At 60.7% G+C, this 24,057-nt stretch carries 29 protein-coding genes; 12 read left to right on the forward strand and 17 right to left on the reverse strand.

All coding sequences use genetic code 11. The annotated features are described in order from the left end of the window. Nucleotides 1–72 precede the first annotated feature (72 nt). Both QMK47_RS01550 and QMK47_RS01555 read left to right on the forward strand, forming a co-directional pair. Entirely contained in the window at nucleotides 73–1,026 is a 954-nt protein-coding gene (locus QMK47_RS01550; RefSeq protein ID WP_258690131.1) for a response regulator, read from the forward strand. A gap of 219 nt (nucleotides 1,027–1,245) precedes the next feature. Then, nucleotides 1,246–2,142, forward strand: a complete 897-nt coding sequence (locus QMK47_RS01555) for a peptidoglycan DD-metalloendopeptidase family protein (RefSeq protein WP_258690132.1) — start codon at nucleotides 1,246–1,248, stop codon at nucleotides 2,140–2,142. 191 nt (nucleotides 2,143–2,333) lie between these two features. Here the strand turns inward: QMK47_RS01555 and QMK47_RS01560 are convergent, their stop codons facing one another. From QMK47_RS01560 to phoB, 3 genes are all read right to left on the reverse strand, one after another. Continuing rightward, nucleotides 2,334–3,674, reverse strand: a complete 1,341-nt coding sequence (locus tag QMK47_RS01560; RefSeq protein ID WP_214511205.1) for a hemolysin family protein — start codon at nucleotides 3,672–3,674, stop codon at nucleotides 2,334–2,336. Nucleotides 3,675–3,787: 113 nt separating this feature from the next. Further along, nucleotides 3,788–5,074 carry a phosphate regulon sensor histidine kinase PhoR gene (gene phoR, locus QMK47_RS01565; protein WP_253478354.1) on the reverse strand — a complete coding sequence of 429 codons (1,287 nt, stop codon included), beginning with the start codon at nucleotides 5,072–5,074 and terminating at the stop codon, nucleotides 3,788–3,790. An 81-nt stretch (nucleotides 5,075–5,155) separates the two neighbouring features. Beyond that, on the reverse strand, nucleotides 5,156–5,845 hold the full coding sequence (phoB, locus tag QMK47_RS01570; RefSeq protein ID WP_003177195.1) for a phosphate regulon transcriptional regulator PhoB: 690 nt from the start codon (nucleotides 5,843–5,845) through the stop codon (nucleotides 5,156–5,158). A gap of 152 nt (nucleotides 5,846–5,997) precedes the next feature. Here phoB and QMK47_RS01575 point away from each other — a divergent pair, with 152 nt between their 5' ends. Next, complete coding sequence (locus QMK47_RS01575; protein WP_253470710.1) at nucleotides 5,998–6,381, forward strand: hypothetical protein; 384 nt, start codon at nucleotides 5,998–6,000, stop codon at nucleotides 6,379–6,381. A 157-nt stretch (nucleotides 6,382–6,538) separates the two neighbouring features. On the opposite strand, the gene ubiA is transcribed toward QMK47_RS01575, so the two are convergent. Together ubiA and QMK47_RS01585 are read right to left on the reverse strand one after the other, a co-directional pair. Then, on the reverse strand, nucleotides 6,539–7,429 hold the full coding sequence (gene ubiA / locus QMK47_RS01580) for a 4-hydroxybenzoate octaprenyltransferase (RefSeq protein WP_046064708.1): 891 nt from the start codon (nucleotides 7,427–7,429) through the stop codon (nucleotides 6,539–6,541). Continuing rightward, complete coding sequence (locus tag QMK47_RS01585) at nucleotides 7,429–7,992, reverse strand: chorismate--pyruvate lyase family protein (protein ID WP_253470712.1); 564 nt, start codon at nucleotides 7,990–7,992, stop codon at nucleotides 7,429–7,431. Before QMK47_RS01585 ends, ubiA begins: the two co-directional genes overlap by 1 nt. Nucleotides 7,993–8,168: 176 nt before the next feature. Here QMK47_RS01585 and QMK47_RS01590 point away from each other — a divergent pair, with 176 nt between their 5' ends. From QMK47_RS01590 to QMK47_RS01600, 3 genes are all read left to right on the forward strand, one after another. Then, nucleotides 8,169–8,336 (forward strand): rubredoxin, encoded by a 168-nt coding sequence (locus QMK47_RS01590; RefSeq protein WP_003177199.1) that lies wholly within the window; start codon nucleotides 8,169–8,171, stop codon nucleotides 8,334–8,336. Between the two features lie 41 nt (nucleotides 8,337–8,377). Continuing rightward, nucleotides 8,378–9,526 (forward strand): NAD(P)/FAD-dependent oxidoreductase, encoded by a 1,149-nt coding sequence (locus QMK47_RS01595; RefSeq protein WP_253470714.1) that lies wholly within the window; start codon nucleotides 8,378–8,380, stop codon nucleotides 9,524–9,526. 191 nt (nucleotides 9,527–9,717) lie between these two features. Beyond that, the gene (locus QMK47_RS01600; protein WP_003177201.1) at nucleotides 9,718–9,993 is read left to right on the forward strand and encodes an HU family DNA-binding protein; all 276 of its coding nucleotides are present in this window, start codon (nucleotides 9,718–9,720) and stop codon (nucleotides 9,991–9,993) included. Between the two features lie 170 nt (nucleotides 9,994–10,163). Here QMK47_RS01600 and QMK47_RS01605 read toward each other — a convergent pair whose 3' ends face one another. Beyond that, nucleotides 10,164–11,255 carry an aminopeptidase gene (locus QMK47_RS01605; protein ID WP_320389713.1) on the reverse strand — a complete coding sequence of 364 codons (1,092 nt, stop codon included), beginning with the start codon at nucleotides 11,253–11,255 and terminating at the stop codon, nucleotides 10,164–10,166. Between the two features lie 58 nt (nucleotides 11,256–11,313). Here QMK47_RS01605 and QMK47_RS01610 point away from each other — a divergent pair, with 58 nt between their 5' ends. Both QMK47_RS01610 and QMK47_RS01615 read left to right on the forward strand, forming a co-directional pair. Then, the gene (locus QMK47_RS01610; RefSeq protein WP_253470719.1) at nucleotides 11,314–11,727 is read left to right on the forward strand and encodes a hypothetical protein; all 414 of its coding nucleotides are present in this window, start codon (nucleotides 11,314–11,316) and stop codon (nucleotides 11,725–11,727) included. 41 nt (nucleotides 11,728–11,768) lie between these two features. Next, complete coding sequence (locus QMK47_RS01615; RefSeq protein ID WP_320389714.1) at nucleotides 11,769–12,194, forward strand: hypothetical protein; 426 nt, start codon at nucleotides 11,769–11,771, stop codon at nucleotides 12,192–12,194. Nucleotides 12,195–12,200: 6 nt separating this feature from the next. Here QMK47_RS01615 and QMK47_RS01620 read toward each other — a convergent pair whose 3' ends face one another. Together QMK47_RS01620 and QMK47_RS01625 are read right to left on the reverse strand one after the other, a co-directional pair. Continuing rightward, a complete protein-coding gene (locus QMK47_RS01620; RefSeq protein ID WP_320389715.1) occupies nucleotides 12,201–12,434 on the reverse strand; it encodes a DUF1161 domain-containing protein in 234 nt (77 codons plus the stop codon). A 149-nt stretch (nucleotides 12,435–12,583) separates the two neighbouring features. Continuing rightward, the gene (locus tag QMK47_RS01625; protein WP_003196419.1) at nucleotides 12,584–13,015 is read right to left on the reverse strand and encodes an OsmC family protein; all 432 of its coding nucleotides are present in this window, start codon (nucleotides 13,013–13,015) and stop codon (nucleotides 12,584–12,586) included. Nucleotides 13,016–13,254: 239 nt separating this feature from the next. Between QMK47_RS01625 and QMK47_RS01630 the strand changes: the two genes are divergently transcribed. Then, complete coding sequence (locus tag QMK47_RS01630) at nucleotides 13,255–14,256, forward strand: LLM class flavin-dependent oxidoreductase (protein WP_072349123.1); 1,002 nt, start codon at nucleotides 13,255–13,257, stop codon at nucleotides 14,254–14,256. Nucleotides 14,257–14,310: 54 nt separating this feature from the next. Here QMK47_RS01630 and QMK47_RS01635 read toward each other — a convergent pair whose 3' ends face one another. Further along, nucleotides 14,311–14,532: a DUF1161 domain-containing protein gene (locus QMK47_RS01635; RefSeq protein WP_253470731.1), complete on the reverse strand. Its 222-nt coding sequence runs from the start codon at nucleotides 14,530–14,532 to the stop codon at nucleotides 14,311–14,313. Nucleotides 14,533–14,646: 114 nt separating this feature from the next. Next, a complete protein-coding gene (locus QMK47_RS01640; protein WP_003196424.1) occupies nucleotides 14,647–14,862 on the reverse strand; it encodes a dodecin in 216 nt (71 codons plus the stop codon). A gap of 155 nt (nucleotides 14,863–15,017) precedes the next feature. Between QMK47_RS01640 and QMK47_RS01645 the strand changes: the two genes are divergently transcribed. Next, nucleotides 15,018–15,344 (forward strand): DUF883 family protein, encoded by a 327-nt coding sequence (locus tag QMK47_RS01645; protein WP_003196426.1) that lies wholly within the window; start codon nucleotides 15,018–15,020, stop codon nucleotides 15,342–15,344. Here the strand turns inward: QMK47_RS01645 and QMK47_RS01650 are convergent. After that, on the reverse strand, nucleotides 15,317–16,234 hold the full coding sequence (locus tag QMK47_RS01650; protein ID WP_253470733.1) for a LysR family transcriptional regulator: 918 nt from the start codon (nucleotides 16,232–16,234) through the stop codon (nucleotides 15,317–15,319). The genes QMK47_RS01645 and QMK47_RS01650 overlap by 28 nt on opposite strands. A gap of 112 nt (nucleotides 16,235–16,346) precedes the next feature. Here QMK47_RS01650 and trpB point away from each other — a divergent pair, with 112 nt between their 5' ends. Together trpB and trpA are read left to right on the forward strand one after the other, a co-directional pair. Further along, complete coding sequence (gene trpB, locus QMK47_RS01655) at nucleotides 16,347–17,579, forward strand: tryptophan synthase subunit beta (RefSeq protein ID WP_092150691.1); 1,233 nt, start codon at nucleotides 16,347–16,349, stop codon at nucleotides 17,577–17,579. Beyond that, the gene (gene trpA / locus QMK47_RS01660) at nucleotides 17,579–18,391 is read left to right on the forward strand and encodes a tryptophan synthase subunit alpha (RefSeq protein ID WP_058544931.1); all 813 of its coding nucleotides are present in this window, start codon (nucleotides 17,579–17,581) and stop codon (nucleotides 18,389–18,391) included. Before trpB ends, trpA begins: the two co-directional genes overlap by 1 nt. A 149-nt stretch (nucleotides 18,392–18,540) precedes the next feature. On the opposite strand, the gene QMK47_RS01665 is transcribed toward trpA, so the two are convergent. The 6 genes from QMK47_RS01665 to QMK47_RS01690 all read right to left on the reverse strand — a co-directional run bounded on the left by QMK47_RS01665 (nucleotide 18,541) and on the right by QMK47_RS01690 (nucleotide 23,951). Next, the gene (locus QMK47_RS01665; RefSeq protein ID WP_320389716.1) at nucleotides 18,541–20,502 is read right to left on the reverse strand and encodes a DUF4105 domain-containing protein; all 1,962 of its coding nucleotides are present in this window, start codon (nucleotides 20,500–20,502) and stop codon (nucleotides 18,541–18,543) included. After that, nucleotides 20,499–20,819, reverse strand: a complete 321-nt coding sequence (locus tag QMK47_RS01670) for a DUF2388 domain-containing protein (RefSeq protein WP_003187020.1) — start codon at nucleotides 20,817–20,819, stop codon at nucleotides 20,499–20,501. Before QMK47_RS01670 ends, QMK47_RS01665 begins: the two co-directional genes overlap by 4 nt. Nucleotides 20,820–20,846: 27 nt before the next feature. Then, entirely contained in the window at nucleotides 20,847–21,155 is a 309-nt protein-coding gene (locus tag QMK47_RS01675; protein WP_253470737.1) for a DUF2388 domain-containing protein, read from the reverse strand. A gap of 106 nt (nucleotides 21,156–21,261) precedes the next feature. Beyond that, a complete protein-coding gene (locus QMK47_RS01680) occupies nucleotides 21,262–21,579 on the reverse strand; it encodes a DUF2388 domain-containing protein (protein WP_212798431.1) in 318 nt (105 codons plus the stop codon). 343 nt (nucleotides 21,580–21,922) lie between these two features. After that, the gene (locus QMK47_RS01685) at nucleotides 21,923–22,138 is read right to left on the reverse strand and encodes a DUF1127 domain-containing protein (RefSeq protein WP_003187014.1); all 216 of its coding nucleotides are present in this window, start codon (nucleotides 22,136–22,138) and stop codon (nucleotides 21,923–21,925) included. A 319-nt stretch (nucleotides 22,139–22,457) separates the two neighbouring features. Beyond that, nucleotides 22,458–23,951 carry an acetyl-CoA hydrolase/transferase family protein gene (locus tag QMK47_RS01690; RefSeq protein ID WP_320389717.1) on the reverse strand — a complete coding sequence of 498 codons (1,494 nt, stop codon included), beginning with the start codon at nucleotides 23,949–23,951 and terminating at the stop codon, nucleotides 22,458–22,460. Nucleotides 23,952–24,057: the final 106 nt, after the last annotated feature.

Below are 24,057 nucleotides of genomic sequence, written 5' to 3' on the forward strand. Positions count from 1 at the left end.
ACTGAAGGTTTTTGGCAATGTGCCATCAGTAAAAGCGGTATGCTTGCCGGGATTTTTTAGAGGTGTATCTGGATGAGTAAGGTCAGTGTGTTGGTCGTGGACGATGCTTCGTTCATTCGTGACCTGGTGAAGAAGTGCCTGCGCAACTACTTCCCGGGCGTGCGCATCGAAGACGCGGTGAACGGCAAGAAAGCCCAAGCCCTGCTGGCTCGCGAAGCGTTCGACCTGGTGTTGTGCGATTGGGAAATGCCGGAAATGTCCGGCCTGGAACTGCTGACCTGGTGTCGCCAGCAGGACAACCTCAAGGGCATGCCGTTCGTGATGGTCACCAGCCGCGGCGACAAGGAAAACGTGGTCCAGGCGATCCAGGCCGGCGTTTCCGGCTACGTCAGCAAGCCGTTCACCAACGAGCAGCTACTGACCAAGGTCAAGCAGGCCCTGCATAAGGTCGGCAAGCTCGACACGCTGATGAACAGCGCCCCGACCAAGATGAACTCGGCGTTCGGCAATGACTCCCTGAGCGCCCTGACGGGCGGCAAGGCTCCGGTTGCCGCTGTGGCTTCGGCCCCTGTCGTGAATCCTTTTGCCAAGCCGGTCGCTGCTCCCGCCGCCGCCGCTGCTGCCCCGGCCCGTGGCTTGCTCAACAGCCCACCGGTCAAGGCGCCGGTAGCCGCCACCGCTTCGTCGGCCAACCGCGGCCAGGGCCAGTTGCGCCTGTCCAGCGGCACCCAGCAATGCGTGATCAAGGCCCTGAGCCTCAAGGAAGCGCTGCTGGTGGTCAAGCGCACCGACACCCTGCCACAAGTGCTCGAAAGCGCCGTGCTGGACATGGAGCAGGGCGACAACGCCGAGACCGCTCGTCTCAACGGCTACCTGCACGCCATCGTCGCCCATGAACAGACGCCCGACAGCGAATGGCTGCAACTGACGTTCCGCTTCGTCGACAAAGACCCGCAGAAACTCGACTACATCTCCCGCCTGATCGCCCGCGGCACCGCGCAGAAGCACTTCGTACCTGGCGCTTGATTCGGCGGCGCCCTTGAGTCCGCTATCGCGAGCAAGCTCGCTCCCACACTCGGTTCAGTGAACACTGAAGATCCCTGTGGGAGCGAGCTTGCTCGCGATGGGGCCATAAGATCCAACACCGAGCGTTGATCCAATTTTGAAACATCCGTCGACTACGCTGGTCCATCCCAGCTGCTAGGCTGCTGTGCAGGCCTTCATTTTTCGACAGAACCTTTGCCCATGCTCGCTCCCCTGCTGTTTGCCTGTGGTCTTGTCCTGGCCTCCACCTCGGCCATGGCCATGACGATCTACAAATCCACCGACGCCAATGGCGTGGTGTCCTATAGCGACCGCCCCAGCAAGGGCGCCCAGGTGTTCGTGTTCCGCGACCGCATGGTCGAGCGCCTGGAGCGACAGGTATTCCTCGATATCAAGAAACAGAACGGCGCGGACGCGGTGTTCGTGCGCAACGACCTGTATGCGCCGGTGGAGATCGAGTTGAGTTTCGCCGGGCTTCGCAACGTCAGCGGGGCACCGAGCCGGCCGATTCGCCGGGTGCTGCCGGCGCGCAGCAACCTGCGCCTGGCGCTGCTCACGGCCACTGCGCCCGGGAGGCCGCTGGTCTACACCCCAAGGTTCGAATATTCCCTGGGCGACCCCGCAGGCGCGGCACAGGCCTATCAGTACCCGTTGCCGTGGCGTGGCGGGCCGTTCCGGCTGAGCCAGGGTGCCAACGGCCAGTATAGCCATTACGGCCCGAAGAACCGCTACGCCATGGACATTGCCATGCCCGTGGGCACGCCGATCATCGCGGCGCGGGGCGGCGTGGTCATCAAGACCGAAAACGAGCAGACCGGCCGCGGGGACGACCCTTCGGGCAACTTCGTGCGGGTGCTGCACGATGACGGGACCATGGGCGTCTACCTGCACTTGCAGAAAGGTTCGGTGAGCGTACGGGAAGGGCAGCGGGTCGGGGTGGGCGCGCCGTTGGCGTTGTCGGGCAATACCGGCAACAGCTCAGGCCCGCACCTGCATTTCGTGGTGCAGCGCAATACCGGCCTGGGGCTGGTGTCGATTCCCTACCAGTTCAATCAACCGGTGGGCGACCTGCCCAACTTTGCGTTGGGCAAGCAATAGCACTGGAGATTCGAGGGGCTTTTGTGGTGGAGGGATTTATCTGTGGGAGCAAGGCTTGCCCGCGATGAAAGCGACTCGGTCTTTCTGCTCTGTAGGAGCTGGCGAAGCCTGCGATCTTTTGATCTTTCGCTTGAGATTCAAGTGTCAGGGGAAAGATCGCAGCCTCGCTTCGCTCGTCAGCTCCTACAGACTCAATCGAGCATCAACACCTTCGCCAGAATGATCTTCGGCCCTTTCATCTTCTTGATGATGATCCGCAGGCCTTCGACTTCCAGCACTTCTTCCTCTTCCGGCACGCGCTTGAGGGTTTCATAGACCAACCCAGCCAGGGTTTCGGCTTCGATGTGGTCCAGGTCGATCCCCAGCAGACGCTCGACCTTGAACAGCGGCGTATCACCGCGTACCAGCAGTTTGCCCGGCTGGTAGGCCAGGATGCCGCGTTCGGCCTTGCGGTGTTCGTCCTGGATGTCACCCACCAGCACTTCCAGCACGTCTTCCATGGTCAGGTAGCCGATGATGTTGCCGTCGGCTTCCTCGACCAAGGCGAAGTGCGAGCCGCCCTTGCGGAACTGCTCCAGCAATTGCGACAGCGGCATGTGCCGCGACACGCGCTCCAGTGGCCGGGTCAGTTCGGCCAGGTTGAACGACTCGGGAATGTGATCCAGGGCCGCCAGTTCCAGCAGCAGGTCCTTGATGTGCAGCAGGCCGACGAACTCCTGGCGCTCGCTGTCATACACCGGGTAACGGCTGAACTTGTGGCGACGGAACATCGCCAGGATTTCCTTGAGCGGCGCGTTGAACTCCAGCGTCACCAGGTCTTCCCGGGAGTTGGCCCAGTCCACCACTTCCAGCTCGCCCATTTCCACGGCCGAGGCCAGCACGCGCATGCCCTGGTCGCTCGGGTCCTGGCCACGGCTGGAGTGCAGGATCAGTTTCAGTTCTTCGCGGCTGTAATGGTGTTCGTGATGCGGGCCGGGCTCGCCTTGGCCGGCGATGCGCAGGATGGCGTTGGCGCTGGCGTTGAGCAGGTAGATCGCCGGGTACATGGCCCAGTAGAACAGGTACAGCGGCACGGCGGTCCACAGCGACAGCAGCTCGGGTTTGCGAATGGCCCAGGATTTGGGCGCCAGTTCACCGACCACGATGTGCAGGTACGAAATGATGAAGAACGCGGTGAAGAACGACACGCCCTTGATCACTTCCGGCGACTGTACGCCGACCGCGCCCAGCAACGGCTCGAGGATATGGGCGAACGCCGGCTCACCGACCCAGCCCAGGCCCAGCGAGGCCAGGGTGATACCCAACTGGCACGCCGACAGGTAAGCGTCGAGCTGGCTGTGAACGGTGCGCAGGATGTGCCCGCGCCAGCCGTTCTGCTCGGCAATGGCTTCGACCCGGGTCGAGCGCAACTTGACCATGGCGAATTCGGCCGCAACGAAAAAACCGTTGAGCAAAACCAGGATCAGAGCAAAAAGAATCATGCCGAATTCGGCGAAGAGTGTGAGGAGGGACAAGCCAGGGGAAGGGTCCATGATGGAGTTTTGCGGGTTCCGTATAGTCGTAGGAATTGAAAGTGAGCGCCTGAAAAGGCAGGCGCAAGTCAGTCAATGTAGCGACTGACTCGGCGATTGCCTAGGGGGCGGGCTTAATCAGCGGGGCGAGCGAGGCGTGCACGAACCACCTGGGTCGGAGCGAAATGGCAGGTAAAGGTGCTGCCATGGCCGGGTACGCTGCTGATTTCCATGCGGGCGCGATGGCGCAGCAGGACGTGTTTGACGATGGCCAGGCCCAGCCCGGTGCCGCCGGTATTGGAGTTGCGGCTGGAGTCGACACGGTAGAAGCGTTCGGTCAGGCGCGGCAGGTGTTTGCTGTCGATGCCAATGCCCGAATCGCGCACGCTCAGGTGCGCGCCTTGCTCATCGCCCCACCAGCGCACATGGATCCGGCCTTGCTCACGCGTGTATTTGACCGCGTTGAACACCAGGTTGGAAAACGCACTGCGCAGTTCCGCCTCGCTGCCTTTGAGCTGCACGGCCGCGTCGGCTTCCAGGGTGATGGTCTGCTGCTTGGAGCCGGACAGTTCCTGCGCATCTTCGACAATGGTTTGCAGCAGGTCGTCGATGGGCACTGGCTGGTTGTCCGACGGGTAATCGGTGGCTTCCAGCTTCGCCAGCAGCAACAAGTCGTTGAGCAGGGTCTGCATGCGCCCGCTTTGCTGGTGCATCTGCTGCAAGGCCCGGCTCCAGCGCGGGTTCACTTCCTCGACGTTGTCGAGCAGGGTTTCCAGGTAACCACAGATCACCGTCAACGGCGTGCGCAGTTCGTGGGAAACGTTGGCGATGAAGTCCTTGCGCATCTGTTCCAACTGATGGATGCGCGTGACGTCGCGCACCAGCATCAAATGCTCATTGTTGCCATAGCGGGTGATGTACAGCTGGATGCGTAGCCGATCATTGGTGGGCGAAGGAATCTCCAGCGGCTCGGCGTAACTGGCCTGCTCGAAATATTCCTTGAAGCGCGGATGACGCACCAGGTTGGTCACCGGCTGGCCGCTGTCCTGTGGCGTCTTGAGGCCCAGCAGGGTCTCGGCGGCGCGGTTCCACCACTCCAGGTTGCCGTCGCTGTCGAGCATGATCACCGCGTCTTTCAGCGCGGCGGTGGACTCCTGGACCCGGTCGATCACCGCTTGCAGGCGCCCGCGAACGCGCTGGTCGCGCCGTTGCAGGTGGTAGATGCTGTCGAACACCTCACCCCACAGGCCATAGCCGTCGGGCGGGGCTTCGTCGGGTTGGTGCAGGCGCAGCCATTCATGCAGGCGCAGCAATTGCTTGAGTGTCCAGGCCAGGTAAAGCCCCAGGCCCGCGGCCAGGCTCCAACCGTAATAACCACTGATCAGGCCGATCAGCAAACAGCCGGTCACCAGCAACAACATGTGGCGAATCAGGGTGCCATGCCAGTTTTGGTTCACGTGACGCGCGTCCTTGTCAGCTTTGTCGGGCGGTAAGGGCTCGGATCAGGCCTTGGTCGAAAAACGATAACCGGTGCCGCGCACGGTTTGTACCAGATTTTCATAGGCATCGCCGAGGGCCTTGCGCAGGCGCCGGATGTGCACGTCCACGGTGCGCTCCTCGACATAGACGTTGCCGCCCCAGACCTGGTCCAGCAGTTGGCCGCGGGTGTAGGCACGTTCCTGGTGAGTCATGAAAAACTGCAGCAGGCGGTATTCGGTCGGGCCCATCTCGGCGGGTTTGCCATCAATGGTCACGCGGTGGCTGATCGGGTCGAGCAGCAGGCCACCGACTTCGATGGGGGCTTCGCCATCGGTCGGCCCGGCGCGTCGCAGCACGGCCTTCAGGCGCGCCACCAACTCCCGTGGGGAAAATGGCTTGGTGATGTAGTCGTCGGCGCCGACTTCCAGGCCCTGGATCTTGTTGTCCTCTTCGCCCTTGGCGGTGAGCATGATGATCGGAATATCACCGGTCAGCTCGTCGCGCTTGAGGCGTCGCGCCAGTTCGATGCCTGACGTGCCGGGCAACATCCAGTCCAGCAGGATCAGGTCGGGTTTGCGGTCGACGATGATGGCGTGGGCCTGTTGAGAGTTTTCTGCTTCCATGCAGTCATAGCCGGCCATCTCCAACGCAACGGCGATCATCTCGCGGATGGGCGCCTCGTCGTCGACGATCAGAATGCTCCTGCCAACCATGGGGTAATCCTCTTGTCATTTAACTGTCTTGCGCCGCATTAGATAACGGAATTATTGCAGTCGTGTGACAGTTATTTCGGGGGGCGGCGGTGAAAGGGATCCTGGACTAAGCTTTTCAGTCCGAATCCTGACAACCACACAAGAAGGTTTCCATGAATTACTTCACCCAATCCATCAAGGTACTGGCGGTAACGGCTGCCCTGGCGCTGCCAACATTGGCGTTCGCGGCTGAACCGGCGATGGAAAAAGACGGCATGTTCACTGATCACAAAGGCATGACGTTGTACACGTTTGCCAAAGACTCAGGTGGCAAGTCGATGTGCAACGACAAATGCGCTGCCAATTGGCCACCGCTCAAGGCTGAAGGCGGCGACAAGTCCATGGGCGAATGGACGGTGATCAACCGTGATGACGGTACGAAGCAGTGGGCCTACGATGGGAAGCCGCTGTACACCTTTGTGAAGGACACTAAAGCTGGAGACATGACGGGTGATGGCTTGATGGACGGCGCCTGGAAGGTCGCCAAGCCCGATTGACGAGCCCAGCCAAGATGCTTTTTGTGGCGAGGGAGCTTGCTCCCGCTGGGCTGCGAAGCAGCCCCAAGATTTAGCGGTCGCTGCGCAACCGAGCGGGAGCAAGCTCCCTCGCCACAAAGGCCTTCATGACCCAAGGTTCACCGCTGGATCAGCAGCCTCAGCGCAACGCGTAATCCAGCACAATCCCCACGAAAATCGCCAACCCGGCCCAATGGTTGTGCAGGAACGCCTTGAAGCAGCGCATCCGGTCCCGGCCGCGGGTGTACCAGAACTCCCAGGCGAAGCATGCGGCAGCGGCCACCAGCCCCAGGTGGAACCAGCCGCCCAGTTGGAATTTTGACCCGGCCAGCAGCAGGCAGCCCAAGGCCAGGCCTTGCAACGTCAGGATGATCACCCGGTCGGCATCGCCAAACAGGATCGCCGTGGACTTCACGCCAATGCGCAGGTCATCGTCCCGGTCGGTCATCGCGTAATAGGTGTCGTAGCCCACCGTCCACAGCAGGTTGGCGATGTACAGCAACCAGGCGGCGGCCGGCAGATGACCGGTTTCGGCGGTGAACGCCATCGGCATGCCCCAGGAGAACGCCGCGCCCAGGACCACTTGCGGGTAGTAGGTATAGCGTTTCATGAACGGGTAGCTGAACGCCAGCGCCAAGCCACCGAGGGAGAGCAGGATGGTCGGGGCGTTGGTGCACAGCACCAGCAGGAAACTCACGCTCATCAGCACGGCGAAGAACACCAGCGCCTCTTTCGAACTGATCTTGCCGCTCACCAGCGGGCGCTGCTCGGTGCGCTTGACGTGACCGTCCACCTTGCGGTCGGCCCAGTCATTGATCACACAGCCGCCGGCGCGGGTCAGCACCACGCCGAGGACGAAGATCACCACGTTGGCGATGGACGGCGAGCCTTCACCGGCAATCCACAGCGCCCACAACGTCGGCCACAGCAGCAGGTAGATGCCGATGGGCTTGTCCATGCGGGTCAGTTGCACGAAGTCCCAGGCCCGCGGGTTCAGGCGGTTCAAGGATTTGAGCAGTTGCACGTACATCAGAAGTTCTCCGAATAGGCGCGGGCGACGGTCCACAGGCGCGGCAGGAAAATTTCCGCCACCAGCACGCTCAACGCGCCGCGGTCGAAACGTGAGCGGCGACCCCACAGCCCGCTGGCGCGCACTTCTTCCGGCAACCCGGCATCGGGGTAATGGCACACTTCGATGGCTCGGCGCTGGAACGCCTGGTCGCAAAACAGCAATTCCCCCAGGGAACGGCTACCCAGTTCGTCCATCTGCAAGCCGTCACCCTGCAAGGCGCTGCGCGCCGCCACACTGCGGGCGAACACCCACGGCTGGTCATGGCCGCGCAGATACACCTCGCGTACCCAGCCCTCGCTGCCCTCGGCCAGGTCCAGGGCGGCGCATTCGTCGGCGCGCAATGGCTGCCAGCCTTCGAACAGTGGTGTCACGCTGAAATGGCCGTCCGACAGGCGTGTGAGGCGCCGGGTCAGGGAGCCTTCGTCGAACAGCCAGTCGAGGACACCCGCATCGGGGCGAGGCGACAGCAGGGGCTGGGGCAGCCATTGGAGTGTTGGAAATATCGAATTTGTATGCGGCACAGAGGTCTTGAATGGCAGCAAATGAGGGCGCGAGCTTACCATGTCGGTCGGTGATTTTGACTGGCCCGGCCGGCTGCCCGGCTGATCGTGCTTGCATCTGTCGCAACCGATCAGTACAAAACGGCCCTGAGCCGGAAAATACCGGCCAAGGCCTGACATCTTGAGGAAGTATTGGAATGAAGAAGTGGCAATGTATCGTCTGCGGCCTGATCTACAACGAAGCTGACGGCTGGCCTGACGATGGCATCGCGCCCGGCACTCGCTGGGAGGACGTACCGGCAGACTGGCTGTGCCCGGACTGCGGTGTCGGCAAAATGGATTTCGAAATGATCGAAATCAACTGATCGTTCCTCACCTGCATGGAGAGCATCAAATGGAGAGCAACATGAGTGCACCTGTCGTCATCGTCGGTACAGGCCTGGCCGGTTACAACCTGGCCCGGGAGTTTCGCAAGCTCGACGGCGAAACCCCGCTGCTGCTGATCACCGCGGACGACGGTCGCTCGTATTCCAAGCCGATGCTCTCCACAGGCTTTGGTAAAAACAAGGATGCCGACGGCCTGAGCATGGCCGAACCGGGCGCGATGGCCGAGCAACTCAAGGCCGAAGTACGTACCCACACCCGTATCAGTGGCATCGATCCGGGCCACAAACGGCTGTGGATCGGCGAAGAAGCGGTGAACTACCGTGACCTGATCCTGGCGTGGGGCGCCGAAACCGTGCGCGTACCGGTGCAGGGCGATGCGGCGGAGCTGATCTTCCCGATCAACGACCTGGAAGACTACGCACGCTTCAGGGCCGCGGCCGCCGGCAAGCGCCGGGTGTTGTTGCTCGGCGCTGGCCTGATCGGCTGCGAGTTCGCCAACGACCTGAGCCTGGGAGGCTACGAAGTGCAGCTGGTGGCACCGTGCGAGCAAGTGATGCCGACGCTGTTGCACCCGGCCGCTGCCGCAGCGGTCCAGGCTGGGCTGGAAAGCCTTGGCGCGCGTTTCCACCTGGGCCCGGTGCTCAACCGCTTGCAGAAGGTCGCAGATGGGCTGGAGGCGCACCTGTCCGACGGCCAGGTGATTGCCTGCGACCTGGTGGTCTCGGCCATCGGCCTGCGCCCACGCATCGATCTGGCAGCCGCGGCAGGCCTGGTGGTCAACCGCGGTGTCGTGGTCGACCGCCACCTGAAGACCTCTCACGCCAACATCTACGCCCTGGGTGACTGCGCCGAGGTCGATGGCTTGAACCTGCTGTATGTCATGCCGCTGATGAGCTGCGCCCGGGCCCTGGCCCAGACCCTGGCCGGCAACCCGACGGCCGTCAGCTACGGCGCCATGCCGATTACTGTAAAAACCCCGGTGTGCCCACTGGTGGTGTCGCCACCACCGCGAGGTAGCGAGGGCGTGTGGAGCGTCGAAGGGCAGGGCGCGGACATCAAGGCGCTATGCCGCGACGCTCAAGGCAATCTGCTGGGCTACGCCCTGACAGGCACGGCGGTGATGGAGAAACTGGCACTGAACAAGGCGCTTCCACCCCTGCTGGCGTAAATACTGGTCGTTCTGTCGCAAAAACCCTACTTTTGGTCCCACAAAGGTCGCCCGGCCACTGGCGCGGTTTTCGGCACCGTGCCATCCTCACTTCCGTCTGCCGCAGAGTAGAGCCTGCGGCGCCTTAGGGGCCGTTCCAAAGAGAACGGCACGGACATAACAACAAAAAAACCGTCAAAGGGGCTTCATTCATGCGTAAACCAGAACTCGCCGCCGCCATCGCGGAAAAAGCAGACCTCACCAAAGAACAAGCCAACCGCGTCCTCAACGCCGTCCTCGAAGAAATTACCGGCGCCCTGCACCGCAAGGACAGCGTCACCCTGGTGGGCTTCGGCACTTTCCTGCAACGCCACCGCGGCGCCCGCACTGGCAAAAACCCACAGACCGGTGAGCCGGTGAAGATCAAGGCCAGCAACACCGTTGCCTTCAAACCAGGCAAATTCTTGAAAGACAGCGTCAACCCGTAATTGCTGCAAGTACCTCAGCCAGGGGGAAGAAAGCGGCAATCAAAAGGGCATACCGATGAATCGGTATGCCCTTTTTTGTGCTGGGTTGGCCGTGGCGAGGGAGCAAGCTCCCTCGCCCCAGGATTTGGAGATGTCCCTGTGGGAGCGAGCTTGCTCGCGATGACGTCCGCCTAGTCAGCAGACGTTTTCGGCGCTGCCAACGCTTTCAAAGCCGCCTTGCGTTCGTCGATCGGCAATTTTCCGAGCTTTTCCACCGCTGCGTAAAACCTGATCCAGTCCCCGCCCTCCCGCCTGAACAGCGCCGCAAACGCCGGCACCCACTGGTCATACAGCCCGAACGGCAGCAACCGTGCATTGTTCAGTGGGGCATAGACCCAGGCATCGTAGCGTTTGTCGCCGGCCCATTGAGTGTCGCGCAACTGCTCATAGTCGGTGCGCAGGCGTTCGAATGCCTGTGCCTTGCGTTGGCGCATCTGTTCGGTCGGTAGGGGTTGGGTGTAGAGCTCTTCCAGGCGCTGGCGGGTGTCGAGGATCAATTGGATGAATTGGTCGCGCTGGCGCACCTGCTTGCCGTTATCCGGCGCCAGCCCGCGACTGGCGCGCCATTGCCGGCTGCCTTCCTGCTCGACGAAGGTGGCGAAGGACTCATTGAATTCGGTGTCGTCCTTTACATAAAACCGCTGGTGCGCCAGTTCATGGAAGATCAGCGTCGCCAGGCGTTCGTCGCCCCAATGCATCATCGAACTCAGGATCGGATCGTTGAACCAGCCTAGTGTCGAGTAGGCCTCTACACCACCGATCGACACGTCCATGCCCTGCAAACGCTGCAATGCGGCCTCGCCACGGGCGGCTCCCTGGCTGTAGTAACCGCGATAAGCCACGCAACCGGCAATGGGGAAGCAATGATTTAGCGGCGCCAGGGAAAACTCCGGCGTGGCGAAGACATTCCAGACGACGAATGGCCGGCCAATGTCCGCATACAGGCGATAGCTTTTATTGTCCGGCAAATGCAGATGATCACTGGCGAACGTCCGTGCCTCACGCGCCTGGGTCAGGTGCGCCTTCAGTTGAGCATCGCGAGCAGGGTCGGCAATGACCTGGTCGATAGGCTCCCGGGCCTGCAACAACCGCAGTTGCCCACCGACGAGCTGGCTGTAATAACCGGCGCTTGTGCAACCGTTCAGTAACAAAAGCAGGAGGCCTGGAAACAAAATCCGGAAAACACGGTCGAGTAACCGATGGCTTGAACGCGGCCTGATCAATTGGATTCACCCTGGGAAGTCTGCCCACAAGACTATCTCGCTTGCCTGGAGCTTCGCTATGCGCGTGTTGATGCTGACGAGCGGCCTGTTGCTGCTGACCGGTTGCGCCGGTTTGCCTGATCCTGATCCATCCCAAGCCTGGATCGACCTGGGAAACCAGCAGGACACCGCGCTGCAAGCGCTAAAAGTCGATGACAAGACGTCCACCGACCGGCGCTATTTCGAAGTGCAACCCGGCAGCCATGAGCTGACGGTGCGTTATCAATTTGCCGTCGAGCCCGGCAACATCGGCCCGGATGCCGAGCCGCTGTGGCGTGATTGCCGGTTGAACGTGAAATTCAAGGACTTCAACGCGGGCCAACGTTACCAGTTGCAGGCCGGAAGCATCGGTTTCCGGCCATGGGCCAAGCTTTACGATCAGCAACGTAAAGTGGTGGTGCAAGGTACGCCGGCGGGCTGCCAGCAAAGTTGATCGGCGCTATGCTCAAGACCTGATTTTTCAGGAAGCTCACCATGCGTCTTCACATGCTGTTACCGGCCTTCGTTGCCATGAGCGGTTGCACAGCGACCCCGTTGCCATCGGTCGATCCGAACATGGCCTGGGTCGATTTCGCGACGCCTACGCCGGGTGGCAAGGTGCTGATGGCTGAAAAACTGGACGGCCAGCGACTGCGAGACGGGCGCTTCTTCCAGGTTTCGCCGGGCAGCCATGAATTGGAAGTGCGCTTCGACTTCGAGGTGTTTGGTGGCGCAGGGCTGGGTTTGATGACCGAGCCGCAAGAACGGCTGTGCTACCTGACCGTGCGATACGATCATTTCGAGGCCGGCCAGCGCTATCGCCTGGAGGCGCGTAACCTGGCGCACACCCCAAGCGCCCGGCTCTATGACGCCAAGCGAGAAATCGTTGCCGAAGATCGACAAGCCCGTTGCATGCCATAGGGCGTCCTAGCGGTCGTTCTTCTGGTAAATGATTTTCTTCGTGCCGTTTTCGCAAGTGCCCACCACCATGTTCTGGTCGTGGACTTCGTCGTTGGTGACGATTTCCAACGTGTAGGACGACACGTTATTGGCCTGGATCTTCGCTTCGATTTCCGCTTTCAGCTCTTCGCAGGATTTGGGGGCTGCAAGGGCTGATGCAGCGAATGCGCAACCGATGACCACCAGGGCTAATCGTTTCATGTTCGAATTCCTCATGGCAGCGCGCACTGCCTGTGCGCTGAAACTGCAGGCTTCATTCGATCATAATTGCGCCAGGGTAAACAGCTCGGCTGTATTCAAGAAGTCGCAGCCCTCGGCAGCGCCTGCGAAGGCTGCGACCCCTCCATGCGTCAGTTCACCAGCGTCGCATCCAGGGTGATCTGGGCGTTCAGTACCTTGGAAACCGGGCACCCTTCCTTGGCCTTCTTGCTCAGTTCGTCGAATTGCGCCTGGCTGGCACCGGGGATTTTCGCCTTGAGCACCAACTTGACTGCCGTGATCGCGAAACCGCCATCGACCTGGTCCAGGGTCACTTCGGCGTTGGTGTCGATGCTGTCGGCCTTGAGCCCGGCATCGCCGAGGATCATCGAAAAGGCCATGGAAAAGCAGCCGGCATGGGCCGCGCCGATCAATTCCTCTGGGTTGGTGCCCTTGCCGCCTTCGAAGCGTGCCTTGAAGCCATAGGGCGCTTCGCGCAGCACACCGGTTTCCGTGGAGATGGAGCCGATACCGGTTTTCAGGTCACCTTCCCAATGAGCCGATGCTTTCTTGATGATAGCCATGTCTGCCTCCTGAAGATCCGGCGCGAGAGACGCGCCTGGGTATTTTTTTAACTGTCTGGGTTGTGAGGATAGACCGCCCGGAAAAGTTCACCTTGTCGATTAGCCGACGAATTTAGTAGGAAAATTCTTCGCGGCTATTGAAACTCGGGTATATGCCCACATTGCATGGAACACACCTTTAGAAACGGCAGGCCTTTGCCCTCGGGGAAAGCCCGGAACGCCGTTGGAGATCCCGGCCCATGAAACAGCTGTCCGAAGTGAAATTCTCAACCCTCGACCTGGTGCCTGTGCGCGCCGATGGCAATGCCGCCCAGTCCTTGCGCAACTCGCTGGACTTGGCGCAGCACGTGGAAAAATACGGTTATACCCGCTTCTGGGTGGCCGAACACCACAACATGGACGGTATCGCCAGCTCCGCGACGGCGGTGCTGCTGGGTTATCTGGCGGGGGGCACTTCGACCATTCGTGTCGGCTCCGGCGGCGTCATGTTGCCCAATCACGCGCCGTTGATCATCGCCGAACAGTTCGGCACGCTGGAAAGCCTCTACCCGGGTCGAATCGACCTGGGGTTGGGGCGTGCGCCCGGTTCCGACCAGATGACCGCCCGGGCGCTGCGTCGTGAGCGCTCCGGCAGCGCGGACGATTTCCCCGAAGACGTGGCCGAGCTGATGCGTTATCTGGGCCCACGCACCCCGGACCAACGCATCATCGCCATGCCTGGCACCGGGACCAACGTGCCGGTATGGCTGCTGGGGTCGAGCCTGTTCAGTGCGCAATTGGCCGGTGAGCGCGGTTTGCCCTACGCGTTCGCCTCCCATTTCGCACCGCGCTACATGCACGAGGCGATTCGTATCTACCGCAACCATTTCAAGCCGTCGGCAGTGCTCGACAAGCCTTATGTGATGCTCGGTGTGCCGCTGGTGGCGGCGGACACGGATGAACAGGCCGATTACCTGGCGACGTCAGTGTACCAGCGGATCCTGGCGCTGATGCGCGGCCAGAGCCTGGTGCAGCGTCCGCCGGTCGAAACCATGAACGGCCTCTGGTTGCCCCATGAAAAAGAAGCGGTTGGTGATTTCCTGGGACTGGCCATGGTCGGCGGTCCGCAGAAGATTCGCGCCAAGCTCGACGTGCTGATCGAGCAAACCCAGGCAGATGAACTGATTTTCACCAGCGACCTGTATGAACACGCCGATCGCCTGCACTCATACGAGTTGCTGGCGCAGGTCATGAAAGGCTGAATGACGCGCATAAAAAAGCCGACGCACTGCGTCGGCTTTGACGGTCGAAAAGAATCACTTTTTATAGACGATTTCTTTCGTACCGCCCTCACAGGTGCCTACGACTTTTCCGTCGGTCGCTGCGCCTTTATCGACGATTTCCAGCGAATAACCTGACACGGCCTTGGCATCCAGCTTCGCCGCGATTTCGCTTTTCAGCTCTTCGCAGGGCTTGCCGGCCGCAAACGCACCACCGGCAAGGCTCAGCAAACCCAGGGCTACCATCAACTTGTTCATCGCTCGCACTCCTTGGTCGGATCAATAGGGCAGGTATTGGAAAAACAGAATGCGCATACCATAGCGCATCGCCATTCCCTATGGCACTCCGCCAGCGTGCAAGTTCATCGTTCCTCAGCTATTCACAATCCGGAACCCGACTTTGAGGGTGACCTGAAAGTGCGCGGCCCGGCCGTTTTCGATGTGTCCGCGGGTTTCCGTGACTTCGAACCACTCCAAGTGCTTGAGGCTTTTGCTGGCCTCGGCCAGGGCGTTATTGATGGCGTCTTCAATGCTGGTGGGAGACGAGCCGACCAGCTCGACTTTTTTGTAAGTGTGATGATCACTCATGAGGTTCTCCTTGGTTGTTTTTAACAGCCTAGCAGCGATTTTTCGTCATACGTGTGTCGCCGTTTGCGCGCTGAAGTTCAGATTTACTGCACTTTCAGAAACGACCGCAGTCCCAATTCACACACGCCACTCAACCACTGCAGGAGAGAGCCACCATGGCCAGCAATTCGTTACGCAAAGCCTCGTTGCAAAGCATGGAAGCGGAGATCGAGAGTCTGCTCAAGTCGTTGGAAAGCCTGAAGGACGATGCTTCGGACGAGTCGCGTAAGACCCTCAAGTCGCTCAAGGCCAATGCCGAGAACGCCCTGAAACATTCTCGCCATTTGCTCAGCGACGCGTATGAAGAGGTCAAGGTGAAAACCCGTGAAACCGGGATCGCCACACGCGACTACGCGCAGGAACATCCATGGACCACGGCCGGCGTCGCGGTCGGTGCGCTTGGTTTACTGGCTGCTTACTTGCTGTGCAAACGCGGTGACTGAGTCGGTTGGCTCAGCTCATGCCTGAGCCACTGGGCCAATTGCCGAGCGCGTCCATCTGCGGCGCGCTTGGGTAGCCACAACGCCAGTCGCGCCGCCGTTTCATCGAAACCCCACGGCGCGACCAGGCGACCGGCGCGCACATCCTCAGCCACCAGCGGCTCGGGCGCGATCGCCACGCCGAGCCCCGCTACGGCGGCCTCCAGCAAATAATACAGATGCTCGAATCCTTGCCCGAACTTCAATGCCCGGGGATCAAGGTCGTTTTGCTGTGCCCAGGTCGGCCAGGCCTGTGGGCGGGAGGTAGTGTGCAGCAATGATTCGTCCAGCAGCGCGCTGGCCGGTGCGGTCTGCAGGCGGGCGAATCCGGCGTAGTGCGGGCTCATTACGGGGCCGATCCGCTCGCTCACCAGTTCATACACCTGCATGTCGGCCGGCCAGGGTGGTTCGGCGAATACCAGCAAGGCGTCCAGTCCCGGTCGCCTGGGGTCCAGGTCGCCCTCGCCAGCGGACAGGTGCAGGCGCAAATCCGGCAGGTCGGCATTGAGCCTGCCCAGGCGGGGAATAAACCAGCGTGCCAGCAAGCTTCCCGAGCAGCCCAGGACGAACGGGGCATCGGCTGTACTTTGCGTCAGCTCCGCACAAACACCACGCAGTCGCTCGAAAGCATCGGCGCTGACATCCCGCAGGCGCATGCCGGCATCTGTGAGTTTCAAGCCGCGTCCATCCTTGATGAACAGGCTGACGCCTAAATGCTCTTCCAGCACCTTCAGCTGTCGACTTACAGCGCCATGGGTGACGTGCAGCTGTTCGGCGGCCTGGCTTACGCTGTTCAGGCGGGCGGTGGCCTCGAAGGCGCGCAAGGCATTGAGGGGGGGAAGGTCGTGGCGCATGTTATCTGTGAGTTTTTCTGACAGGTTATGGCGATCTTATCGGTTTTCAGTGGGGGATGTCAGGGGTAGAGTGAACCTCATTGTCTTTCAACGCATTTGCTTGGAGCGCCCGATGACCCAGTCCACGACCCCTTTCAACCTGCGCAGCGGTCCCGATGCCAACGGCCTGTTTGGTGCGTTCGGTGGCCGCTATGTGGCCGAAACCCTGATGCCGCTGATCCTTGATCTGGCCCGCGAATATGAAGTGGCGAAGGAAGATCCTGCCTTCATTGAGGAATTGGCCTACTTCCAGCGCGACTACGTCGGTCGTCCAAGCCCGCTCTATTTCGCCGAGCGCCTGACCGAATACTGTGGCGGTGCCAAGATCTATCTCAAGCGTGAAGAGCTGAACCACACCGGCGCGCACAAGATCAACAACTGCATCGGCCAGATCCTGCTGGCGCGGCGCATGGGCAAGAAACGCATCATCGCCGAAACCGGCGCCGGCATGCACGGCGTGGCGACCGCCACCGTGGCCGCGCGTTTTGGCCTCGATTGCGTGATCTACATGGGCACCACCGACATCGAGCGCCAGCAGGCCAACGTGTTCCGCATGAAGCTGCTGGGCGCTGAAGTGATCCCGGTGGTCGCTGGCACCGGTACCCTGAAAGATGCAATGAACGAGGCACTGCGCGACTGGGTCACCAACGTCGACAGCACGTTCTACCTGATCGGCACCGTGGCTGGCCCGCATCCGTATCCAGCGATGGTGCGTGACTTCCAGGCCGTGATCGGCAAGGAAACCCGCGATCAACTGCAAGCCCAGGAAGGCCGCCTGCCGGACAGCCTGGTGGCGTGCATCGGCGGCGGCTCCAACGCCATGGGCCTGTTCCACCCGTTCTTGGACGACAAGAGTGTCGAGATCATCGGCGTCGAAGCCGCCGGTTATGGCATCGAGACCGGTAAGCATGCAGCGAGCCTGAACGGCGGCGTCCCCGGTGTACTGCACGGTAACCGCACCTTCCTGTTGCAGGATGACGACGGTCAGATCATCGACGCCCATTCGATTTCCGCAGGTCTCGACTACCCCGGTATCGGTCCGGAACACGCCTGGTTGCACGACATTGGCCGCGTCCAGTACACCTCGGTGACCGACGCCGAAGCCCTGGAAGCCTTTCACAAATGCTGCCGACTGGAAGGGATCATTCCTGCATTGGAAAGCGCCCATGCCCTGGCGGAAGTGTTCAAACGCGCACCCAACCTGCCGAAAGATCACCTGATGGTGGTCAACCTGTCCGGCCGTGGCGACAAAGACATGCAAACCGTGATGCACCACATGGAACAGTCCCAGCAGGAGAAACACTGATGAGCCGCCTGCAAACCCGTTTTGCCGAACTCAAGGAACAGAACCGCGCCGCCCTGGTGACTTTTGTCACGGCTGGCGACCCGGACTACGACACCTCGCTGGCAATCCTCAAGGGCCTGCCAGCGGCCGGTGCCGATGTCATCGAGCTGGGCATGCCGTTCACCGACCCGATGGCCGACGGCCCGGCGATCCAACTGGCGAATATTCGTGCGTTGGGCGCCCAGCAGAACCTGGCGAAAACCCTGCAGATGGTTCGTGAGTTCCGCAAAGACAACAGCGAGACTCCGCTGGTGCTGATGGGGTACTTCAACCCGATCCACCGTTATGGCGTGCAGCGTTTCATTGGCGAGGCACTGGAATCTGGCGTGGATGGCCTGATCGTTGTGGACATGCCGCCCGAGCACAACAGCGAACTGTGCGAACCGGCCCAGGCGGCTGGCCTGGACTTCATCCGCCTGACCACGCCAACCACCGACGATGTACGTTTGCCGACGGTGCTCAACGGCAGTTCGGGCTTTGTATATTACGTGTCGGTGGCGGGTGTGACCGGTGCCGGTGCCGCGACGCTGGAGCATGTGGAAGAAGCTGTGGCGCGCCTGCGTCGCCACACCGATTTGCCGATCAGCATTGGTTTCGGCATTCGTACGCCGGAGCAGGCTGCGGCCATCGCACGATTGGCTGATGGGGTGGTGGTTGGCTCGGCGCTGATCGACCATATCGCCAATGCCGATACGTCGGAACAGGCGATTGATGGCGTGTTGAGCTTGTGTGCCGCCCTGGCTGATGGTGTGCGCAAGGCGCGTCTAGGCTGATTCCTGGTTCGGCTCAGTAGGAGCTGGCGAAGCCTGCGATCTTTTGATCTTCCGCTCCAGACTCAATGGGCAGTGAAAAGATCGCAGCCTCGCTTCGCTCGTCAGCTCCTACAGACCCAGCGGGAGCAAGCACCCTCGTCACAATGGGATCAGGGCAACTCCAACCCGCCCCCGGCCTTGTGCAGTTTGCGCAAATGCTCGCCGACCGCTTTCACATTGGCCTCGCTGGCAGCAATTTCAGCGGCGCGACTCGGCTCAAGCAATGCCCGGACTTCCTTGTCCAGGTCGCCTGTCAGCGTTTGAAGCTGTTTCTGACGCAAGCTGCTTTCCGATTCCAAGCGTTGCCACTCGCTGGGTTGCGGCAAGCCGTAGCCGCTGCTGCCCAGCAGTTCTGCCGGACGGCTCAGGAAGCCGCTGTTGGCGAGGATCTGCTGCAGCGTCGCGTTAGCCCTTTCCATGCCGCCATTCTGCAATTCACGGGCTCCGAGATAACGCTGTTTGACTTCATCCTGCGCCAACAGCAGTTGCCGACGATAACTGGCCTGTTCCAGCAGCAACAGCGCCGCGCTGGTGCGCAGGTCGGCCTGTTCGAACCAGGCGCGGCGTTCGGCGGCGTCCAGGGCCAGCCAGTCTTCCACCGTTTGCTGCTTGATCGGCAGATACTTCCTCAGCACATCGAACATCGCCTGGTACCGCTCGCGGAATGAGTCGAATCGGTAGCCCAGGCGCAAGGCTTCCTTGGGATCATCCAGCACGCTGGTATCCGCCAGGCCCCGGCCCTTGAGGACTTCCAGCAAGCCGTTGGGCATGATGCTGTCCAGGCCGTTGAGCTGCGCGTTATTGCTGCCGCTGCGCAGCAGCTTCAAGCTTTCCACGGCGCAGTTATTGGACAGGAAGTAGTAGTTGCCGTCGTAGCTCCAATGCATTTCGGCGGCGTGCTCGACTGTCTCCTCGATCTCGGTGCGCGACAGGTTCAGCGGCACCGATGCCAGGCTGCGCAGCTCGGTCTTGGTGTATTCATCGATCACCTGGGCCAACGGCAATACGAACAGGCGCGACGGGTATTTGCCGACCAGCCCGTCCCAACTCGACAGCTGCACATCGCCGACGAAGGCGCGGTACGACAGCACCAGGTGTTGGTCCAGATCCAGTCGGCAGTCCGGGCCACGTGGGCGACCCGGTGCGCAGATCACCAGCCGGAGCATGCTGTGGCCCCAGCGGCTCACCCAGTTCTGGTTGGCTTCGGCCAGCAGGTAATCAATGGCATAGACCCGCTCGGGATCGACCTTGCCCAGTGGCGTCTTGGCGAAGTCGTTGCCGGCGTTGAGGAACGCGAACGATTTGGCGCAGGAGTCCTTGGCGGCGGGTGCCCAGCCGAAGTGTTCCTGGTAATAGCGATACAGGGCGGGGCGTCGGCAGGCGTAGCTCGGGTCGAGGAGAAAGTACTCCATGTTGACCGCGACGAACTCTTTGGGGCTGCTCGTTTCATAGAGATCCGGGCTGCGGGCGACTTGGCGGTTGTGCTGTTCCCGCTCACCGCGCCGGCCGACGTATTGTGGCCAGCCGGCGAGGTCCAGCAACCGAGGATCATCGCTGAGGGTGAAGCGGCGGTCGTTCTGGCCCCGGCATTCATCGGGAAGGCCGATCAAGCCGGCGCTGCTGTTGCGTCGAGTGCAACGCTGGATCAGCGCACGCTCGGCATCTGGCCATAGACGCGAGCGGTCATAAATGTGGGTCAGTTCGTGCAGGACGGTGGCGAGCATTTCCCGTCGCACGGTGCCGTGGGGGCGATGGGTCTTTTGCGTCGCGGCGCTACCGTCGACAAGGCTGTCGAGCAGGTTGCTGTTGAGGTCCAGTTGCGACACCAGCGAGGCCTGGCCGTAGGCGTTGGCCGGCATCTGGTCGGTCCAGCCGACGTTGATGCGTCGGTCCAGCTGCTCGATGAAGCGCGGCGGCAGCGCCTGCATGGCTTCATCGAGCAGCGCCTGGCTGGCCTGCTGTTGCGCCGGGCTCAGCCCTTCGGTGTTGAGGTGCAGTTGCAGGCCGGCCTGGGCCATGCTGCCCGTGAGCAGCAAGACCCCGGCCGCCAGCCAGGCGGCGAACCGCCTCACAATGCGAGGATGGCTTCGGCGAGAACCTGGTCACTGGCGTCGCGGGCTTCCGGCACGCGGGTGCGCAAGGTGTCGAAGGCGGCCTCGAGATGAGCGCCACGAATTTCACCATTGCTGGCGACAAAACTGGCCGCATCGTCGTGGGCTTCGCGGACGATTTTCGAATCACGGATGGAGGTGGTGGTGTCGGAAGTGAAATCAATCGTGCGCTGGGAAGCGCGAACGATGATGTTACTGGTGGCTACCAGGGTATGTGCCTGGGCCACATCGGCCAACACCAGCAGGCCTAGGGCGGCAGCAATCAGCGGGCTACGCATGGAACGACTCCGGAGAAATAAGGATAACTATTGGACGAGAATTGCTTGTGCCAGTTCAAGGTCGCTGACGTGAAGTTTTGGCTGGGTCCGGCGCAGGTAATCCAGGGCCGATTCCAGTTGTGCACCTCGCAACTGCCCGTCGCTGGCAATGAAGGCCGCAGCGTCATCGTGAGCGGCGACGATCAGTTTATGGTCGAAGGGCGCAGAGGTCACCATGCTCGTGGCATAGCCGCTGAGCACCACTTGCTGGGTGGACACATCGAAAGCATGGGCCGGAACAGACCAGCAAAAAACTACGAAGAAAGACGCGATGAACAGATCTGAGTAAAAACGCATGGGACTCGACGGTTGATGGCGAGCCCGAAGGCTAGCGCAAACCTGCGGACCAGAGCCAGCGTTGAAACATCGGAACACCATTTGGTGCCCGATGTTTCATGTTGCATCAGATCACCAGGATGGCCTGGGCCAGTTGTGCATCGGTGGCGTTGAGCTGTGGTGCCTGCTGGCGGATGTAATCCAGGGCACTTTCCAGTTTCACACCACGGATGGCGCCTTCGCTGGCCACGAAGCTGGCAGCGTCATCACGGGCGGCTTGAACGATCTTGTTGTCCCGCAATGACGAGGTTGCATCGGAGGTCGCGTCGGACGAGGCCTTGAGTGCGCCGACAATGGAGTCAGTGGTGACGATAAAGCTGCTGGCGTTGGAGTGGGCGGCTACGGCCAGCAGGGCAACTGCGCTGAGCAGGCGAAGACGGATCATGAGGAAACTCCTTGAAGGATGAGGTGATGCCGGTGCGTGTAGCTGGAAGAAGAGACGCATGCTCGACTCGCTTCGCCACGTTCGCATCGATATTAGGACAGAACGCGTTGGCTGACAGCCTTTGCGATGGTCATCGGCAGCATGATGCCCGCATTGGGTGCGGCGGCTCAAGATGAACTGTACTGGTATGTTTTTGAATTATACGAAACTGTTATCTCTCTCCGGTCTTCCAAAAAAACGGGCCCGGAAACGACAAGACCCGTCGCGGTTTCCCGCGACGGGTCTTGTTTGTTCAATTCGGTGCTGGCGGTGGACCCGGTGGGTCAGGGCCAGCGACGCTGAGTTAGCGCCAGAACGGCTTGCTCAGCTCTTCGTAACGTTGTGCTTCGCTGATACCGGCGTCAGCCAGCAGGCGCGAATCCAGACGAGCCAGTTGGTGGCGGCTGGCGATGCGGCGCTGCCACAACATCAGGTTAGCGATAACACGAAGAGGCAGGGAAGCCTGGTTTTTTTCAGCTTTGTCTTCGAAAAACAGCTCGGAACTGAGTGTACGTTCCATGGTTGACATCCTTCCGCTTGTGGCGGGATTAGGTAGTGGTTTAACTGGTGCCCATGATCCTCTCGTTTGGCCAGTCTCTCTAGATACAGTTCACCTGTATTGTGAGAGACCAGTTAACTGTTAAAGAGCGGTGTACTGGTCAATATTGAAGCAACTGTACTTGTCTGCACGATATTGGTGCGTTTTAGGTGAGTGTCCGATGTTTTGTGGGAAAAGACTGTAAGAAAACACCGGTACAGCAGTACAGTTTTTGTCGCATCAGGCTCGAGTGACGGCCTTCAATCAAAACTGTATTTGCGATAGCGGTGATCCAGCTGTATCAGACGGCCAACATGCGCCCGGTTTCTTCGAGGTTGACGTGCCAACTCAGTGCATCGCGCAGGATATGCGGGGTATGCCCACCCAGGGCGCACGCGGCTTCGAAATAATCATTCAACGCTTGGCGGTAGGACGGGTGCACGCAGTTGTCGATGACCACCCGTGCCCGCTCCCTTGGCGCCAGGCCACGCAGGTCGGCCAGGCCGATCTCGGTCACCAGGATGTCGACATCGTGTTCGGTATGGTCCACATGGCTGACCATTGGCACGACACTGGAAATGGCGCCGCCCTTGGCAATCGACTTGGTGACGAAAATCGCCAAGTGGGCGTTGCGGGCGAAATCCCCCGAACCGCCAATGCCATTCATCATCCGAGTGCCGCAGATGTGGGTGGAGTTGACGTTGCCGTAGAGGTCGAACTCCAGCGCGGTGTTGATACCAATGATGCCGAGGCGGCGTACGACTTCGGGATGGTTGGAGATTTCCTGCGGGCGCAGGACCAGTTTGTCCTTATATCTTTCCAGGTTTCCGAATACATCGGCGTTGCGTCGACTCGACAGCGTGATAGAGCTGCCGGAGGCGAAGCTCAGCTTGCCAGCGTCGATCAAGTCAAATGTCGAGTCCTGCAGGACCTCGGAATACATGGTCAGGTCTTCGAACGGGGAATCGATCAGCCCGCACATCACGGCGTTGGCGATGTTGCCAATCCCGGCCTGCAACGGTCCAAGCTTGTTGGTCATGCGCCCGGCTGCAACTTCCTGTTTGAAGAAGTCGATCAGGTGATCGGCGATGGTCTGGGTGTCGCTGTCTGGAGGCGCGACGGTCGAAGGCGAGTCCCCTTGGTTGGTGATGACAATGGCGGCAATTTTTTCCGGCGGGATCGGGATGGCGGGGCTGCCAATACGGTCGTCGACTTTCACCAGGGGGATGGGGGTGCGGGTCGGGCGATAAGTCGGGATATAGATGTCGTGCAGCCCTTCCAGGTTCGGGTTGTGGGCCATGTTGATCTCGATGATCACTTGCCGAGCGAAGATGGCGAAACTGGCCGAGTTACCTACCGATGTGGTCGGTACGATATGCCCTTGCTCGGTGATGGCCACCGCTTCGATCACGGCAATGTCGGGCAGCTTGAGTTGGCCGTTGCGCAGTTGTTCAACGGTTTCCGAGAGATGCTGGTCGATGAACATCACCTCGCCTGCGTTGATCGCTTTGCGCAACGTGCTGTCGACCTGGAATGGCATGCGTCGAGCCAGCACGCCGGCCTCGGTGAGTTCCTTGTCGAGGTCGTTACCCAGGCTCGCACCCGTCATCAGGCTGATTTTCAGCGGAGTGACTTTGGCGCGCTCAGCCAGGGCGTGGGGCACTGCTTTCGCTTCTCCGGCGCGGGTAAAGCCGCTCATGCCGACGGTCATGCCGTCCTGAATCAACAAGGCTGCTTCGGCAGCACCCATCACTTTATTCAATAACGAAGGCAAGCGGATGCGATCACGGTACATAGGTTGTTATCTCGGGCTGGAAAGCAAGATGCGCAGTCTAGTGAATTCGCGCGGTGCCCGACCCGCTACAAAGGTCGCATTTAGGGCCTCTATTACGGGCGTTTCA

The organism is Pseudomonas sp. P9_35, assembly GCF_034008205.1.
Lineage (GTDB): Bacteria > Pseudomonadota > Gammaproteobacteria > Pseudomonadales > Pseudomonadaceae > Aquipseudomonas > Aquipseudomonas kilonensis.

Coding starts and splice junctions, on each gene's coding strand:
- QMK47_RS01595 (WP_253470714.1), top strand. CDS start 8,378: ATGAGTGCACCTGTCGTCATCGTCGGTACAGGCCTGGCCGGTTACAAC.
- QMK47_RS01690 (WP_320389717.1), bottom strand. CDS start 23,951: ATGTACCGTGATCGCATCCGCTTGCCTTCGTTATTGAATAAAGTGATG.
- trpB (WP_092150691.1), top strand. CDS start 16,347: ATGACCCAGTCCACGACCCCTTTCAACCTGCGCAGCGGTCCCGATGCC.
- QMK47_RS01645 (WP_003196426.1), top strand. CDS start 15,018: ATGGCCAGCAATTCGTTACGCAAAGCCTCGTTGCAAAGCATGGAAGCG.
- QMK47_RS01550 (WP_258690131.1), top strand. CDS start 73: ATGAGTAAGGTCAGTGTGTTGGTCGTGGACGATGCTTCGTTCATTCGT.
- QMK47_RS01640 (WP_003196424.1), bottom strand. CDS start 14,862: ATGAGTGATCATCACACTTACAAAAAAGTCGAGCTGGTCGGCTCGTCT.
- QMK47_RS01560 (WP_214511205.1), bottom strand. CDS start 3,674: ATGGACCCTTCCCCTGGCTTGTCCCTCCTCACACTCTTCGCCGAATTC.
- QMK47_RS01620 (WP_320389715.1), bottom strand. CDS start 12,434: ATGAAACGATTAGCCCTGGTGGTCATCGGTTGCGCATTCGCTGCATCA.
- QMK47_RS01630 (WP_072349123.1), top strand. CDS start 13,255: ATGAAACAGCTGTCCGAAGTGAAATTCTCAACCCTCGACCTGGTGCCT.
- QMK47_RS01635 (WP_253470731.1), bottom strand. CDS start 14,532: ATGAACAAGTTGATGGTAGCCCTGGGTTTGCTGAGCCTTGCCGGTGGT.
- QMK47_RS01625 (WP_003196419.1), bottom strand. CDS start 13,015: ATGGCTATCATCAAGAAAGCATCGGCTCATTGGGAAGGTGACCTGAAA.
- QMK47_RS01675 (WP_253470737.1), bottom strand. CDS start 21,155: ATGCGTTTTTACTCAGATCTGTTCATCGCGTCTTTCTTCGTAGTTTTT.
- ubiA (WP_046064708.1), bottom strand. CDS start 7,429: ATGTACGTGCAACTGCTCAAATCCTTGAACCGCCTGAACCCGCGGGCC.
- QMK47_RS01670 (WP_003187020.1), bottom strand. CDS start 20,819: ATGCGTAGCCCGCTGATTGCTGCCGCCCTAGGCCTGCTGGTGTTGGCC.
- QMK47_RS01575 (WP_253470710.1), top strand. CDS start 5,998: ATGAATTACTTCACCCAATCCATCAAGGTACTGGCGGTAACGGCTGCC.
- QMK47_RS01680 (WP_212798431.1), bottom strand. CDS start 21,579: ATGATCCGTCTTCGCCTGCTCAGCGCAGTTGCCCTGCTGGCCGTAGCC.
- QMK47_RS01650 (WP_253470733.1), bottom strand. CDS start 16,234: ATGCGCCACGACCTTCCCCCCCTCAATGCCTTGCGCGCCTTCGAGGCC.
- QMK47_RS01610 (WP_253470719.1), top strand. CDS start 11,314: ATGCGCGTGTTGATGCTGACGAGCGGCCTGTTGCTGCTGACCGGTTGC.
- QMK47_RS01685 (WP_003187014.1), bottom strand. CDS start 22,138: ATGGAACGTACACTCAGTTCCGAGCTGTTTTTCGAAGACAAAGCTGAA.
- QMK47_RS01600 (WP_003177201.1), top strand. CDS start 9,718: ATGCGTAAACCAGAACTCGCCGCCGCCATCGCGGAAAAAGCAGACCTC.
- QMK47_RS01590 (WP_003177199.1), top strand. CDS start 8,169: ATGAAGAAGTGGCAATGTATCGTCTGCGGCCTGATCTACAACGAAGCT.
- phoB (WP_003177195.1), bottom strand. CDS start 5,845: ATGGTTGGCAGGAGCATTCTGATCGTCGACGACGAGGCGCCCATCCGC.
- trpA (WP_058544931.1), top strand. CDS start 17,579: ATGAGCCGCCTGCAAACCCGTTTTGCCGAACTCAAGGAACAGAACCGC.
- phoR (WP_253478354.1), bottom strand. CDS start 5,074: ATGTTGTTGCTGGTGACCGGCTGTTTGCTGATCGGCCTGATCAGTGGT.
- QMK47_RS01555 (WP_258690132.1), top strand. CDS start 1,246: ATGCTCGCTCCCCTGCTGTTTGCCTGTGGTCTTGTCCTGGCCTCCACC.
- QMK47_RS01615 (WP_320389714.1), top strand. CDS start 11,769: ATGCGTCTTCACATGCTGTTACCGGCCTTCGTTGCCATGAGCGGTTGC.